The organism is Aquibium pacificum, assembly GCF_040839445.1.
GTDB lineage: Bacteria > Pseudomonadota > Alphaproteobacteria > Rhizobiales > Rhizobiaceae > Aquibium > Aquibium pacificus.
The window spans coordinates 540,216-555,575 of the sequence record NZ_JBDPGJ010000005.1; the positions used below are offsets into that span (position 1 = coordinate 540,216).

Sequence of the window (15,360 nt, forward strand, 5' to 3'; positions counted from 1 at the left end):
CCGTGGGACTGCTGGTTTCCGTCGATACCACTGGTGTGGAGCCGGAGGAGGGCACTCCTGCGGCGGACCGGGTGATCTCCGGCGATCCACGCTTCCGGACCTGGAACGTGGAGGAGGCGGAGGGCCGTGTCTATGCCGGGATATGGGAGGCCTCGCCCGGCAAATGGCGCATCGAGTATGACGAGTGGGAGTTCTGCCACATCCTTTCGGGCCGCTCTGTGATCGCCGGAGACGATGGCGAGACGCGGACGGTGTCGGCCGGCGACGCCTTCGTGATCCGTCCGGGTTTCAAGGGCACTTGGGAGGTTCTGGAGACCACGCGCAAGGAGTATGTGATCCGTCTTTGAGGACGGGATCTCCGGCCTGTGGAAATCTGTCGTTGGCCATCCACGCATTCCCCGCTTTCCACAGCCCGCCGCGGATTGCGGCGTGACGATGACGGTCCTAACGTAAGGGCATCTCAGGCGCTCGGAGGCCTCGCAGGGACCGCGGGAACCAGCCAAGGAGCAAAGCCTGGGGCCGTACCGGAAGCCGGTTCGTGGCGGGTCCGCCCGTCGCGACGCGGCAACCAGGGTCCGACGGATACGCCGACGCGGTCTGGAACGCGGAAGGCGAAGCCGATGCTGCCATGAAGGCCGGTCAAGTCCTTCGATGGCGCGCCTGCGGAACCTTTTCGGGGAAAGCGGGCGAGGTGCCGGAAATCGCGAATTCCTAGCGGACCAGCGTTCTTCGGGACCCTCAGCATCGGAAACCCGATTCGGGCGGCGCTTCTTTGGAGGCCCGCGCGGGGCCAGGGAACCGATCTGGACAGGGAGGCACTGGGAGCGATCTCAGTGCTTTCCTTGCTTTTGCGGCTTACCAGCGGCAATCGAGCTTCTCCAGCCCGTGGAAATGGTAGGTGGCCCGATAAGCCGGCTCCTGGGCGAGACGAAGACCCGGAAGCCGGTCGAACAGGACCGACAGCGCCACTTCCATCTCCAGCCTCGCGAGCGGCGCGCCGATGCAGAAGTGGATGCCGGCGCCGAAGGAGACGTTCTTCTGGTCGATGCGCCCGGGATCGAATCGGTCGGGCTCGGAATAGGCTCGAGGATCGCGATTGGCGGCGCCCAGCAGCAGCCCGATCTGCTCGCCCGGCCGGACCGTGACACCGGGTTCGATCTCGACCGTCTGATAGGTGTAGCGACGGAACATGTGCAGCGGCGCGTCGTGGCGGATGCATTCCTCGACGGTCGCCGCCGCAGCTCCCGGCCCGGCGAAAAAGCGGCGCGGGTCGCCGCCCTGGTGCAGGATCGCGCGGATGGCGTTGCCGATCTGGTGGACCGTCGCCTCGTGGCCCGCGTTCAGGAGCTGGATGGCCGACGCCGTCAGCTCGGCATCCGACAGCCTGTCGCCGCCGTCCCGCGCCGCGATCAACACGGAGAGCAGGTCGTCTCCGGGTGTCTTGCGCCGCTCCTCGACATAGCCGGTGAGGAAATCGGCGAATTCGCGCGCCGCTGTGTTGGCGCGCACCTCGACCTCGCGGGTACGGCCGAACATGTGCATGGCGACCATGTCGTGAGACCAGTGGAGCAGTTGGTCGTTCATGCTGGCGGGAACGCCGAGCATCTCGGCAATCACGGTGATCGGCACCGGCGTGGCGAACGTGGGAAGAAGATCGGCCTCGCCGTCGACCTCTATGCTGTCGACCAGGGCGTGGGACAGGCTCTCGATCATCGGCCGCAGCCGTTCCACCTGCCGCGAGACGAAGGCACGGTTTACCAGCGTGCGAAGGCGCGTATGCGCGGGCGGTTCCAGCTCCAGCATCGAATGGGAGGAGAAGGCATCGAAATCGACGAGGTGATCGCGCGGGCCGGCATAGCCGTCCTCCGCCGCGCCCTCCGGCTTCTCGCGCCCGAAACGCCGGTCGCGCAGGAGACGGTTGACGTCGTCATGACCGGCGAAGCACCAGAAACCGTACTCCTGCCAGAAGAAGGTCGGAGCGTGGGCGTGGAGGAAGGCGTAGGCACGGTAGGGATCCTGTACGAACGCCGCGGTATGCGGGTCCAGGCTTGTCTGGCGGCTTCGAGCGTCGAGCGAGAGATAGGAAGGGGCGTCTAAGACTGGACTCATGCCCGCAGATTAGTGCGGCTTGTTCCTACCGCGCCAGTCCGTAGTGTCATGATCCGGCGCCTTCGGCAGCCTTTCGCGAAACGGAACGGATACGCACCATTGAACATCATCGTCGTCGGTGCCGGCATTGCCGGCCTTTCCACCGCCTGGTCGCTGACGAAGCGGGGGCACGAGGTGACCCTGATCGAGCAGGTTAGCATCCCCAATCCGCTCGCCGCGTCGGGGGATCACCACAGGATCATCCGCCGCGCCTATCCGTCCGGCACCGGCTACGGCCGTGCGATTACCGAGGCCTACGAGGCCTGGGACGAGATGTGGGCGGATCTCGGTGAGAGTCACCTCGACCCGCGCGGCTTCCTTTGCGTGTCACGCGAAGCCGGCGATGAGGCAGAGGACTATCTGGAGGGACTGAAGGCGGGCGGCTTTCGCTTCGAGATGTTCTCGCCCGAAGAGGCGGCGGGGCGCTGGACGTTCCTCGACGCCGCCACAATCCGCTACGCCTATTTCTCGCCCGAGGGCGGCGCGCTGCACTGCCGGCGCATCGCATCCGGGCTTGCCGCCTGGCTGAGGACGCACGGCGCCACCGTTCTCGAAAACACCCGCGTTAGCGCCGTCGATCCGGTCGCGGGAACCGTCACCACCGGCGCGGGAGAAAAACTGTCGGCCGACTGGGTGGTGGTCACCGCCGGCGCCTGGGTGACGAAGCTCTTCCCCGACCTCGTCTCCGACCTCAAGACCTACCGCACTGCCGTCGTCTATCTCAAACCGCCCGCCGACCTGAAGGAAGAATGGCGGACGGCGCCGGTCATCCTCGACGTCGGCGGCCAGACCGACGGCTACATCATTCCGCCGTCGGGCGAGGGCGGGCTGAAGTTCGGTTCGGGCCTGCACAAGTTTGCCTCCGCGGACGCCGATGCACGCCGTGTACCCGAACCGGGCGAGGGCGACGCCATCCGCGATCTGTTTTCGCCTCCCATGGTGCGGCTCGACGAATATAGGGTGGAGAATGTCGTCACCTGCGCCTACACCTTCACCGCCGACGAGCGCTTCTTCGCGGACGAGCGCGGAAAGTGCCTGATCGTCTCGGCCTGCTCGGGGCACGGCTACAAGTTCGGCGCGGCGGTGGGGCGGCGTGTGGCGACACATGTCGATCGACCCGACCTTCCGGGGCTGCTTGCCTGGCTCCGAGCCGAGGCCGGGTAAACCATCCGCCCGCTTTGGCGTCAGCAATGTTTCGCTCGCCCTTGCGCGAGCGGGATGCGGCGCCTTATCTAGCGCGAACAAGTCACTTGCCGATTCCGCAGTTTCATGCGCCCGAATCGCTCCCACGAAGGAAACGTCCAATGAGAGATCCCGTCGAAACCGCGATGAACCTCGTTCCGATGGTTGTCGAGCAGACGAACCGGGGCGAGCGGGCCTATGACATCTTCTCCCGGCTGCTCAAGGAGCGCATCATCTTCATTACCGGGCCGATCGAGGACGGCATGGCGACGCTCGTGTGCGCCCAGCTTCTGTTCCTCGAGGCCGAGAACCCGAAGAAGGAGATCTCGCTCTACATCAACTCGCCTGGCGGCGTGGTGACGAGCGGCATGGCGATCTACGACACGATGGAGTTCATCAAGCCGGCGGTGTCGACGTTGTGCGTCGGCCAGGCCGCGTCCATGGGTTCGCTGCTTCTGTGCGCCGGCCACAAGGACATGCGTTTCGCCACGCCGAACGCGCGCATCATGGTTCACCAGCCGTCGGGCGGCTTCTCGGGACAGGCCTCCGACATCGAGCGCCACGCCCAGGACATCATCAAGCTGAAGCGACGCCTCAACGAGGTCTACGTCAAGCACACCGGGCAGGACTACGAGGTCATCGAGCGGACGCTCGACCGCGATCATTTCATGACGTCCGAAGAGGCGCGGGAATTCGGACTGATCGACAAGGTGATCTCGACGCGCCAGGCGATCGAGGCAGCGCCGGCGACCTGATCTTCCGCGGCATTGGGGCCATCCACGCGCGATGCCGCATTTTTGAAACATTCTGCGGCATTTCTGTCACATATAGGTGTTCCCACGGGGCTGGCAGCGGCCTACGTTAAGCCTATGTTGAGTTCCCGGGGGATAGCCTCGGCCTGTTTTGGCGAATCGTTGCTGCGCCTCGTGTTTTGTGTATCGTTCGAAGGTGCCGGGGCCTGCATGCAGGATCAGGAGGCGGCACGCTTGACCGTCGGACGGCTAAGCCCTGAAGTCGGGCAACCGGCCGGCAGGGACTGAAAGGACTGGAAGGCATGAGCAAAATCGGCAACAGCGGCGGCGGCGACTCCAAGAATACGCTCTACTGCTCCTTCTGCGGCAAGAGCCAGCACGAGGTTCGCAAGCTGATCGCCGGTCCGACCGTATTCATCTGCGACGAATGCGTCGAACTCTGCATGGATATCATCCGCGAGGAGAACAAGACCTCGATGGTGAAGTCCCGCGAGGGAGTTCCCACTCCGCAGGAAATCCTCAAGGTCCTCGACGACTACGTCATCGGCCAGCCCTACGCCAAGCGTGTCCTGTCGGTCGCGGTCCACAATCACTACAAGCGGCTCGCGCATGCGTCGAAGAACAACGACGTGGAACTCGCCAAGTCGAACATCCTTCTGATCGGACCGACCGGCTGCGGCAAGACGCTGCTCGCCCAGACGCTCGCCCGCATCATCGACGTGCCCTTCACGATGGCCGACGCCACGACGCTGACGGAGGCCGGCTATGTCGGCGAGGACGTCGAGAACATCATCCTCAAGCTGCTGCAGTCGGCCGACTACAATGTCGAGCGCGCCCAGCGCGGCATCGTCTACATCGACGAGATCGACAAGATCTCGCGCAAGTCGGACAATCCCTCGATCACCCGCGACGTGTCGGGCGAGGGCGTCCAGCAGGCATTGCTGAAGATCATGGAAGGTACCGTTGCCTCCGTGCCGCCGCAGGGCGGTCGCAAGCATCCGCAGCAGGAGTTCCTGCAGGTGGACACCGCCAACATCCTGTTCATATGCGGCGGCGCCTTCGCGGGCCTCGACAAGATCATCTCCGATCGCGGCCGCAAGACCTCCATCGGCTTCGGCGCGACGGTTTCCTCTCCGGAAGACCGGCGCAGCGGCGAGGTGTTCCGTCTCGTTGAGCCGGAGGATCTCCTGAAGTTCGGCCTCATCCCCGAGTTCGTCGGCCGCCTCCCGGTTCTGGCGACGCTCGAGGACCTCGACGAGCCAGCGCTGATCCAGATTCTGACCGAGCCGAAGAACGCCCTGGTCAAGCAGTATCAGCGCATGTTCGAGATGGAGAACGTGGAACTCACTTTCCACGAGACCGCGCTCACGGCGATCGCCAAGCGCGCCATCGAGCGCAAGACCGGCGCTCGCGGGCTGCGTTCCATCATGGAGGCGATCCTGCTGGACACGATGTTCGAGCTCCCGGCGCTGGAAGGTGTCCAGGAGGTCGTGATCTCGGACGATGTGGTGACCGGCAAGGCCCGGCCGCTCTACATCTATTCCGAATCGAAGAAGGAAAAGGGCAGCGTCGCCTGAAGCGGGTCCCGCGACTGACGTTCCTTTCCGGCGGCGAAGCGTGCCGTTCGTCCGAGTGCAGATTGCGTCGCGGTCAGCGGCGCTATCGCGATCCTGATCCTCGTCGCTACCCGGTTCCGCTACAGTCTCCGGATGCGGCGTCCAGCCTTCCTGACGCAGGGCGCGAGGCCTGCCGAGGGCATCCGCACGGCGCCCTTTCCCGGCCGGCGCGGGCACTTGATCTTTGTCGGATGCGACGCCAATTAACGATTATCGGACCGGTCGATCTTCACGTGCTGTCGAGCACTCCCAACTCGTGGATAGGCGTGGAGCAACACCGGGGCTACAATGAGATTCGCGGTTGGCTCATGGCGGCCGTGAAGTGAAAGGCAAGACAATGTCCAAGACAACTCGACCAACCTCGTCGAACGGCGTCTACGCAGTCCTCCCGCTGCGCGATATCGTCGTCTTCCCGCACATGATCGTGCCGCTTTTCGTGGGTCGCGAGAAGTCGATCAAGGCGCTCGAAGAGGTGATGGGGGCCGACAAGCAGATCCTGCTCGCCACCCAGATGAACGCTTCGGACGACGACCCGGAGCCGAACGCAATCTACGACGTCGGCACGCTGGCGAACGTCCTCCAGCTTCTGAAGCTTCCCGACGGCACCGTGAAGGTGCTCGTTGAAGGAACCTCCCGTGCGCGCATCTCGTCCTTCACCGACCGGGCAGACTTCCACGAGGTCCATGCCGATGCGCTTCCCGAGCCGGAGGAGGAGGAGGTCGAGATCGAGGCGCTCGCGCGTTCGGTCGTCTCCGACTTCGAGAACTATGTGAAGCTGAACAAGAAGATCTCGCCTGAGGTCGTCGGTGCGGCCGGGCAGATCGAGGACTATTCCAAGCTCGCCGACACGATCGCCTCACACCTGGCGATCAAGATTCCCGAGAAGCAGGAAATGCTTGCCACGCTCTCCGTTCGGGAGCGGCTCGAGAAGGCCATGGGCTTCATGGAGGCCGAGATCTCGGTGCTGCAGGTGGAGAAGCGCATCCGCTCGCGCGTCAAGCGCCAGATGGAGAAGACCCAGCGCGAGTACTACCTCAACGAGCAGATGAAGGCGATCCAGAAGGAACTCGGCGAGGGCGAGGACGGCCGCGACGAGGCAGCCGAACTCGAGGAGCGCATCAAGAAGACCAAGCTCTCCAAGGAGGCCCGTGACAAGGCCAATGCCGAGTTGAAGAAGCTGCGGTCCATGTCGCCGATGTCGGCCGAATCCACGGTGGTGCGCAACTACCTGGATTGGCTGCTGTCGATACCGTGGGGCAAGAACTCGAAGGTCAAGCAGGACCTCAATTTCGCACAGGACGTGCTCGATACCGATCATTTCGGCCTCGACAAGGTCAAGGAACGGATCGTCGAGTACCTGGCGGTTCAGAGCCGGCAGAAGAAGCTCAAGGGGCCGATCTTGTGCCTGGTAGGGCCTCCCGGCGTCGGCAAGACCTCGCTCGGCAAGTCGATCGCCAAGGCAACCGGACGCGAGTTCGTACGCATGGCGCTCGGTGGCGTGCGCGACGAGGCCGAGATCCGCGGTCACCGCCGCACCTATATCGGCTCGATGCCCGGCAAGGTCATCCAGTCGATGAAGAAGGCCAAGAAGTCCAACCCGCTCTTCCTGCTCGACGAGATCGACAAGATGGGCATGGATTTCCGCGGCGATCCGTCCTCGGCCCTGCTGGAGGTGCTGGATCCGGAGCAGAACTCGACCTTCATGGACCACTATCTTGAGGTTGAGTACGATCTGTCGAGCGTCATGTTCGTGACGACGGCCAATACGCTGAACATCCCGCCGGCCCTGATGGACCGCATGGAGATCATCCGTATTGCCGGCTACACGGAGGATGAGAAGGTCGAGATCGCCAAGCGGCATCTGATGCCGAAGGCTATCCGCGACCATGCGCTGAAGGACGGCGAGTTCTCGGTGGCGGACGAGGCGATCCGGGCGATCATCCAGACCTACACGCGGGAAGCCGGCGTACGCAGCCTGGAGCGCGAACTGATGAAGCTCGCGCGCAAGGCCGTGACCGAGATCCTGAGGACGAAGAAGGAATCCGTCGACATCACGCAGGACAATCTGTCCGACTACCTCGGCGTGCCGCGGTTCCGCTTCGGTCAGGTCGAGGGCGAGGATCAGCTCGGCGTCGTCACCGGGCTTGCATGGACCGAGGTCGGCGGCGAACTGCTGACGATCGAGGGTGTCATGATGCCCGGCAAGGGCAAGATGACCGTCACGGGCAACCTGAAGGACGTCATGAAGGAGTCCATCTCGGCGGCGGCATCCTATGTCCGCTCGCGGGCGATCGACTTCGGCGTGGAACCGCCGCTCTTCGACAAGCGCGACATCCACGTGCACGTGCCGGAGGGCGCGACACCCAAGGACGGTCCGTCCGCGGGTGTGGCGATGGTCACCGCCATCGTATCCATCCTGACCGGGATCCCCGTGCACAAGGATGTGGCGATGACGGGCGAGATCACGCTGCGCGGTCGCGTTCTGCCGATCGGCGGGCTGAAGGAAAAGCTTCTCGCGGCCCTTCGCGGCGGCATCAAGAAGGTGCTGATCCCCGAGGAGAACGCCAAGGATCTGGCGGATATCCCCGAGAACGTGAAGAGCGGCCTGGAGATCATCCCGGTCAGCCGGGTCGGCGAGGTTCTGCAGCATGCATTGCTGCGCATGCCTGAGCCGATCGAGTGGGTCGAGCCCATCGAGGCGGCCAAGAAGCCGGCGGGTGAGGAGGCAGGAGCTGCTTCCCTGGCTCACTGAGCCGGCTGCCCGATGTGACTGCTAATGAAGGCCGGGCCAAGCGCCCGGCCTTTTCCATTCATCGGGGCAAAAAAACCGCAGGATTCCGGGGTTTTCGCCCATTTGCGGCTTGGTTGTCGCGCGCGATGTCACTAGAGTCCCGCCGCGACCGTGGAGTCGCAAGAATGCGGTCTATTAAACAATATGAGGATTTCATGAACAAGAACGAACTCGTATCGGCTGTGGCGGAGGCGGCCAAACTTTCCAAGAGCGACGCTCAGTCTGCTGTGGAAGCTGTTTTTTCGGTGATCACCGGCGAACTCAAGAAGGGCGGCGACGTCCGTCTGGTCGGGTTCGGCAATTTCGAGGTGTCCAAGCGCGAGGCTTCCACGGGTCGCAACCCGCAGACCGGCGCTCCTGTTCAGATTCCTGCCCGCAACGTGCCGAAGTTTTCGGCCGGCAAGGGCCTCAAGGACGCCGTCAACTGACCATTCCGACGGGTTTGGAGGGCCGGACGACACCGGACCCCCTCCCTGTTCGCGGCGGAGAGTGCCGTTTGCTCGGCCAACGGCTCGCCGCGAACCTTCCCGCTCGCGCTGCCATGCCGCCGATCGCGCGGTCCGATGCGCGAGCGGATAGAACATGATCGACAAGCTCGAATCCTTCATAGTGCTGGCGAAGACCCAGCATTTCGGGCGCGCCGCCGAGGAACTGGGTGTCACGCAGCCGACGCTTTCGGCCGCCATCAAGCAGCTCGAGGACATTCTGGGCGTCATGCTGGTTAGGCGGGGCTCCCGCTTCCAGGGGCTGACGCCTGAAGGCGAGCAGGTGCTGGCCTGGGCGCAGCGCATCACCAGCGACGCGCGCACGATGCGAGAGGAGATGCGGGCCGCGCGATTCGGGCTTTCGGGCCGCCTCAAGATTGCGGCGATCCCCACCGCGCTCGCCATGACGCCAATGCTGACGACTCCATTTCGCGAAAAGCACCCCGGGGTATCGTTTTCCGTGCTGTCGCGGACCTCGATCGAGGTCCTGTCCATGCTCGGAAATCTCGATATCGACGCGGGCATAACCTACCTCGACAATGAGCCGCTGGGCAACGTCGTGTCGGTACCGCTCTACTCGGAGCGCTACCACCTGATCACCGCCGCCGGTAACCCCTATTCGGATCGGCCGAGGATCAGCTGGGCCGAGGTCGCGGAACTGCCGCTATGCCTGCTGACGCCGGACATGCAGAACCGGCGCATCATCGATCTGCATCTCGCCGAAGCCGGGGCAACGGCGAGGCCGACGCTGGAGTCCAATTCGATGATCGTGCTCTTCTCCCACATCCGCACCGGCAAGTGGTCGTCGATCATGCCGATGAACCTGGCCGAGACTTTCGGCTTCGTCGAGCCGATCCGGGCTATCCCCATCGTCGAGCCGGACGCGAGCCATCTGGTCGGTCTTGTGGTGGCGCGGCGGGAGCCGCATACGCCGCTGGTTGCCGCATTCCTCGAACAGGCGCGTCGGCTCGCGGCCGATCTCGGACCCATGGCTCCATCGAAGCTCTGAGGCGCCGTGTCAACCCGGCCCGCTTCAGGCTACGGCGGCCGATTCGTTCGGCCGAATGAACGAGGCTGCGGGGGCTGGCAGAGCAGATAGCCTTGGCCGCGCGCGACGCCGACGCTGACGTGCAAGGGAGATTCGATAGAAACTTCCTATCGACCGACGGATCGGCTTTATTGATTCCGGGACTCCTTTGCGTTCATGATAGATCATTCAAGATCATGGACGGGAGGGCGCTGCTCGATGCAGACGCAAGGTACCCAGATCGAGCCCCGCACGACGGAAATCGTCGAGGCGCATTCGGCCCTTGAGGGACCGCTGCTTCCGATCCTGCTTGGGATACAGGAAGAGTTCGGCTACGTTCCCAGCGAAGCCCTTCCGATCATCGCCGAGAAACTCAATCTCTCCCGCGCGGAAGTCCACGGGGTCGCGACTTTCTATCACGACTTCCGAAAGCATCCCGCCGGCCGGCACGTCCTGAAACTCTGCCAGGCGGAAGCTTGCCAGTCGATGGGCTCGGACCAGGTGGCGGCGATGGTCAAATCCGCTCTCGGTATCGGCTTTCACGAAACGGCGGCCGACGGTTCGGTAACCCTCGAGCCGGTCTACTGCCTCGGCCTTTGCGCCTGCGCGCCCGCGGCCATGCTGGACGGCGCGGTGATCGGGCGCCTCGATGCCGACATGGTGGATGAGATCGCCGCGGAGGTCCGCTCGTGACCCGTACCATCTACATCCCCGGCGATTCCGGTGCGCTTGCGCTTGGCGCGGACAAGGTCGCGAAGGCGATGGCGGCGGAGCTTCAAGTGCGCGGCATCGAAGCGACGATCGTGCGAAACGGGTCGCGCGGCGCCTATTTCCTCGAGCCGATGGTAGAGGTTGAAACCGATGCGGGACGCATCGCCTATGGTCCCGTCAGGCCGAGCGACGTTGCATCGCTCTTCGCGGCGGATTTCCTTTCCGGCGCTGCGCACCCGAAGCGGCTCGGCCGGCCCGAGGACCTCCCGTTCCTGGCCCGGCAGACGCGGCTCACCTTCGCCCGTTGCGGCATCACCGATCCGCTGTCGCTGGCGGACTATGAAGCCCACGGCGGCCTTGCCGGCCTCAGGAAGGCGCTGGCGGTCGCACCGCTCGACGTGGTGAAGACGGTGACGGAATCCGGCCTGCGCGGCCGCGGCGGAGCGGGCTTCCCGACCGGCATCAAGTGGCAGACCGTCCACGACGCCAAAGCCGCCAACAAGTACATCGTCTGCAATGCCGACGAGGGCGATTCGGGCACCTTCGCCGACCGCATGATCATGGAAGGCGACCCCTTCGTGCTGATCGAGGGCATGGCGATCGCCGGCATCGCGGTCGGCGCGACGAAGGGCTACGTCTACATCCGCTCCGAATATCCCCACGCTGTCAGCGTGATGCGCCGCGCGATCGAGATCGCGCGCGAGGCGGGGATGCTCGGCTGGAACGTGCTCGGCTCACCGAACATGTTCGACATGGAAGTGCGGGTCGGCGCCGGCGCCTATGTCTGCGGCGAGGAGACCTCGCTCTTGAATTCGCTCGAAGGTAAGCGCGGCGTCGTGCGTGCCAAACCGCCGCTGCCGGCGCTGCAAGGCCTGTTCGGCAAGCCGACGGTGGTCAACAACGTCATATCGCTCGCCTCCGTCCCGGTCATTCTCGACAAGGGCCCGGCCTTCTACAGGGATTTCGGTCTCGGCCGTTCGCGCGGCACCATCCCGATCCAGATCGCCGGCAACGTGAAGTACGGCGGTCTCTTCGAGGCCGCCTTCGGCATGACGCTGGGCGAGATCGTGAACGACATCGGCGGCGGCACCGCGTCGGGCCGGCCGGTAAAGGCCGTCCAGGTGGGCGGTCCGCTCGGCGCCTATTTCCCGCCTTCGATGTTCGACACGCCCTTCGACTACGAGGCCTTCGCGGCGAAGGACGGTTTGATCGGCCATGCCGGCATCACGGTGTTCGACGATACGGCCGACATGCTGAAGCAGGCGCGCTTCGCCATGGAGTTCTGCGCCATCGAAAGCTGCGGCAAGTGCACGCCCTGTCGCATCGGTTCCCAGCGCGGCGTCGAGACCATCGACAAGATTGCTTCGGGCATCCAGCCCGAGAAGAACCTCGCGCTCGTCACGGACCTCTGCAACACGATGAAGTTCGGATCGCTTTGCGCGCTCGGGGGTTTTACTCCGTATCCGGTCATGAGCGCGATCAACCACTTCCCGCAGGACTTCGCGCCGCGGCCTGTCGCGGAGGCCGCTGAATGACCGAGAAGATCAAGGATCCCGCCTCCTACTTTCCGTCGATCGAGAAGACCTACGGTCATCCGATCGAGCACTGGGCGAAGTTGATCCAGTCGAAGCCGGGCATGAAGCACATGGAGATCGTGAACTGGCTGAAAGCCGAGCACGGTCTTGGACACGGCCACGCCAACGCGCTCGTCGCGCATACGCTGGCAAGCAAGCAGGACGGCTAGGAGCACTCCCATGGGCCTGATCCACGAAATCGACTACGGCACGCCGGCCTCCCGGTCGGAGAAGCAGGTGACGCTGACCGTCGACGGCTTCACGGTGACCGTTCCGGAAGGCACCTCGATCATGCGCGCATCGATGGAGGCCGGCATCGCCATCCCGAAGCTCTGCGCCACCGACATGGTCGACGCCTTCGGCTCGTGCCGGCTCTGTCTCGTCGAGGTCGAGGGCCGCAACGGCACGCCGTCCTCATGCACCACGCCGGTGGCGCCGGGCATGGTCGTCCATACCCAGACCGGACGGCTGAAGGACATCCGCCGCGGCGTGATGGAACTCTACATTTCCGACCATCCGCTCGACTGCCTTACCTGCGCCGCTAACGGCGACTGCGAATTGCAGGACATGGCGGGCGCGGTTGGTCTGCGCGACGTGCGCTACGGCTACGAGGGCGACAACCATGTCTTCGCCAAGGGCCGGGCGGACGGCGAGGTAAACGACCGCTGGATGCCGAAGGACGAGTCCAACCCGTACTTCACCTATGACCCGTCGAAATGCATCGTCTGTTCGCGCTGCGTGCGCGCCTGCGAGGAAGTGCAGGGCACCTTCGCACTGACCATCGAGGGCAGGGGCTTCGAAAGCCGCGTCTCGCCGGGCATGCACGAGAGCTTCCTGTCGTCGGAATGCGTCTCCTGCGGCGCCTGCGTGCAGGCCTGTCCGACGGCGACGCTGACCGAAAAGAGCGTCATCGAGATCGGCCAGCCGGAACATTCCGTCGTCACCACCTGCGCCTATTGCGGCGTGGGCTGCTCGTTCAAGGCCGAGATGCGCGGCGAGGAAGTCGTGCGCATGGTGCCGTGGAAGGACGGCAAGGCCAATCGCGGCCACTCCTGCGTCAAGGGCCGCTTCGCCTGGGGATATGCGACCCACAAGGACCGCATCCTCAATCCGATGGTGCGCGAGAAGATCACCGATCCGTGGCGCGAAGTCACCTGGGACGAGGCCTTCGCGCATGTGGCAAGCGAATTCCGGCGCATCCAGTACCAGTACGGCCGCGCCTCCATCGGCGGCATCACCTCCTCGCGCTGCACCAACGAGGAAACCTACCTCGTCCAGAAGCTGATCCGCCAGGGCTTCCGCAACAACAATGTCGACACTTGCGCGCGCGTCTGCCATTCGCCCACCGGCTACGGTCTCGGGCAGACCTACGGCACCTCGGCCGGCACGCAGGACTTCGATTCCGTCGAGGACTGCGACGTCATGATGGTGATCGGCGCGAACCCGTCGGCGGCGCATCCGGTCTTTGCCTCCCGCATGAAGAAGCGCATCCGCCAGGGCGCGAAGCTGATCGTGCTCGATCCGCGCGAGACGGAAACCGTCAACTCGGTTCACGCGAAGGCGGATTACCATCTGCCCCTGAGGCCGGGCACGAACGTCGCCGTCGTCACCGCGCTGGCGCACGTGATCGTCACCGAAGGACTGTTCGACGAGGCCTTCATCCGCGAGCGTTGCGACTGGTCGGAGTTCGAGGATTGGGCGGCGTTCGTCGCCGAACCGCGCAACTCGCCGGAGGAGGTCGAAAAGGTTTCGGGCGTTCCGGCCGAGACCATTCGAGGCGCCGCCCGCCTCTACGCCACCGTCGGCAATGGCGCGATCTACTACGGTCTCGGCGTCACCGAACACAGCCAGGGCTCCACCACCGTCATGGCGATCGCCAACCTTGCCATGGCGACCGGCAATCTCGGTCGGCGCGGCGTTGGCGTGAACCCCCTGCGCGGCCAGAACAACGTCCAGGGTGCGTGCGACATGGGCTCCTTCCCGCACGAACTGCCGGGCTATCGCCACATATCGGGCGAGGCGGTCCGCGAGGTTTACGAGAGCCTCTGGGGCGTCAAGCTCGACAACGAACCCGGCCTGCGCATCCCCAACATGCTGGATGCGGCCGTGGAAGGCTCGTTCAAGGGCATCTACGTCCAGGGCGAGGACATCCTCCAGTCCGATCCGGATACGCATCATGTGGCGGCGGGCCTCGCGGCCATGGAATGCGTCGTCGTGCACGACCTCTTCCTCAACGAGACGGCCAACTACGCCCACGTCTTCCTGCCGGGTTCGACCTTCCTGGAGAAGGACGGTACCTTCACCAACGCCGAGCGCCGCATCAACCGCGTGCGCAAGGTGATGGCGCCGAAGAACGGCCTGGCCGACTGGGAGGTGACGCAGCGACTCGCCCAGGCGATGGGCCTCACCTGGGCCTACACGCATCCGAGCGAGATCATGGCCGAGATCGCGCAGACCACGCCCTCTTTCGCCAGCGTTTCCTACGAACTGCTGGAGGAGAAGGGATCCGTCCAGTGGCCCTGCAACGAAAAGGCGCCGGAAGGCACGCCGATCATGCATGTCGACGGCTTCGTGCGCGGCAAAGGCAAGTTCATCCGCACTGAATACGTCGCGACCGACGAGAAGACGGGCCCGCGCTTCCCGCTGCTGCTGACGACCGGCCGCATCCTGTCTCAGTACAATGTCGGCGCGCAGACCAGGCGCACGGACAATGTCGTGTGGCACCACGAGGACCGGCTGGAGATTCATCCCCACGACGCCGAGCAGCGCGGTATCCGCGACGGCGACTGGGTGCGCTTGGCGAGCCGCGCCGGGGAGACGACGCTCAGGGCGCTGATCACCGACCGCGTGGCGCCGGGGGTGGTCTACACGACGTTCCACCATCCCGACACGCAGGCAAACGTCATCACCACGGACTTCTCGGACTGGGCGACCAACTGTCCGGAGTACAAGGTGACCGCGGTGCAGGTCGCACCTTCGAACGGCCCGAGCGACTGGCAGCGCGAATACGAGGAACAGGCCCGCATGAGCCGCCGCATCGAGGGCCGACTGGAAGCTGCGGAGTAGGACGTTCA

General features: G+C 64.5%; 12 protein-coding genes. 11 read left to right on the plus strand and 1 reads right to left on the minus strand.

From position 1 onward, the window contains the following. The first annotated feature begins 2 nt into the window (after positions 1–2). Positions 3–347: a cupin domain-containing protein gene (locus tag ABGN05_RS23075; protein WP_367956395.1), complete on the plus strand. Its 345-nt coding sequence runs from the start codon at positions 3–5 to the stop codon at positions 345–347. Between the two features lie 508 nt (positions 348–855). Here ABGN05_RS23075 and ABGN05_RS23080 read toward each other — a convergent pair. Next, positions 856–2,109, minus strand: coding sequence for a cytochrome P450 (locus tag ABGN05_RS23080; protein WP_367956396.1), 1,254 nt, complete (start codon positions 2,107–2,109; stop codon positions 856–858). Positions 2,110–2,208: 99 nt separating this feature from the next. Between ABGN05_RS23080 and ABGN05_RS23085 the strand changes: the two genes are divergently transcribed. The 10 genes from ABGN05_RS23085 to fdhF all read left to right on the plus strand — a co-directional run bounded on the left by ABGN05_RS23085 (position 2,209) and on the right by fdhF (position 15,352). Beyond that, complete coding sequence (locus ABGN05_RS23085; protein WP_367956397.1) at positions 2,209–3,312, plus strand: NAD(P)/FAD-dependent oxidoreductase; 1,104 nt, start codon at positions 2,209–2,211, stop codon at positions 3,310–3,312. A gap of 140 nt (positions 3,313–3,452) precedes the next feature. Next, positions 3,453–4,085: an ATP-dependent Clp protease proteolytic subunit gene (locus tag ABGN05_RS23090; RefSeq protein WP_367956398.1), complete on the plus strand. Its 633-nt coding sequence runs from the start codon at positions 3,453–3,455 to the stop codon at positions 4,083–4,085. A gap of 299 nt (positions 4,086–4,384) precedes the next feature. Continuing rightward, complete coding sequence (clpX, locus tag ABGN05_RS23095) at positions 4,385–5,659, plus strand: ATP-dependent Clp protease ATP-binding subunit ClpX (protein ID WP_367956399.1); 1,275 nt, start codon at positions 4,385–4,387, stop codon at positions 5,657–5,659. A 376-nt stretch (positions 5,660–6,035) separates the two neighbouring features. Then, a complete protein-coding gene (gene lon, locus ABGN05_RS23100) occupies positions 6,036–8,450 on the plus strand; it encodes an endopeptidase La (RefSeq protein WP_367956400.1) in 2,415 nt (804 codons plus the stop codon). 164 nt (positions 8,451–8,614) lie between these two features. Then, positions 8,615–8,917: a non-specific DNA-binding protein Hbs gene (gene hbs / locus ABGN05_RS23105; RefSeq protein WP_367956467.1), complete on the plus strand. Its 303-nt coding sequence runs from the start codon at positions 8,615–8,617 to the stop codon at positions 8,915–8,917. Positions 8,918–9,071: 154 nt separating this feature from the next. Then, positions 9,072–9,983, plus strand: coding sequence for a LysR family transcriptional regulator (locus ABGN05_RS23110; protein WP_367956401.1), 912 nt, complete (start codon positions 9,072–9,074; stop codon positions 9,981–9,983). A 237-nt stretch (positions 9,984–10,220) separates the two neighbouring features. After that, positions 10,221–10,694: a formate dehydrogenase subunit gamma gene (locus ABGN05_RS23115; protein ID WP_367956402.1), complete on the plus strand. Its 474-nt coding sequence runs from the start codon at positions 10,221–10,223 to the stop codon at positions 10,692–10,694. Further along, positions 10,691–12,247, plus strand: a complete 1,557-nt coding sequence (locus ABGN05_RS23120) for a formate dehydrogenase beta subunit (RefSeq protein ID WP_367956403.1) — start codon at positions 10,691–10,693, stop codon at positions 12,245–12,247. The genes ABGN05_RS23115 and ABGN05_RS23120 overlap by 4 nt, the downstream gene beginning before the upstream one ends. After that, on the plus strand, positions 12,244–12,456 hold the full coding sequence (locus tag ABGN05_RS23125; protein ID WP_367956404.1) for a DUF4287 domain-containing protein: 213 nt from the start codon (positions 12,244–12,246) through the stop codon (positions 12,454–12,456). Before ABGN05_RS23120 ends, ABGN05_RS23125 begins: the two co-directional genes overlap by 4 nt. A 10-nt stretch (positions 12,457–12,466) precedes the next feature. After that, on the plus strand, positions 12,467–15,352 hold the full coding sequence (gene fdhF / locus ABGN05_RS23130) for a formate dehydrogenase subunit alpha (RefSeq protein ID WP_367956405.1): 2,886 nt from the start codon (positions 12,467–12,469) through the stop codon (positions 15,350–15,352). Positions 15,353–15,360: the final 8 nt, after the last annotated feature.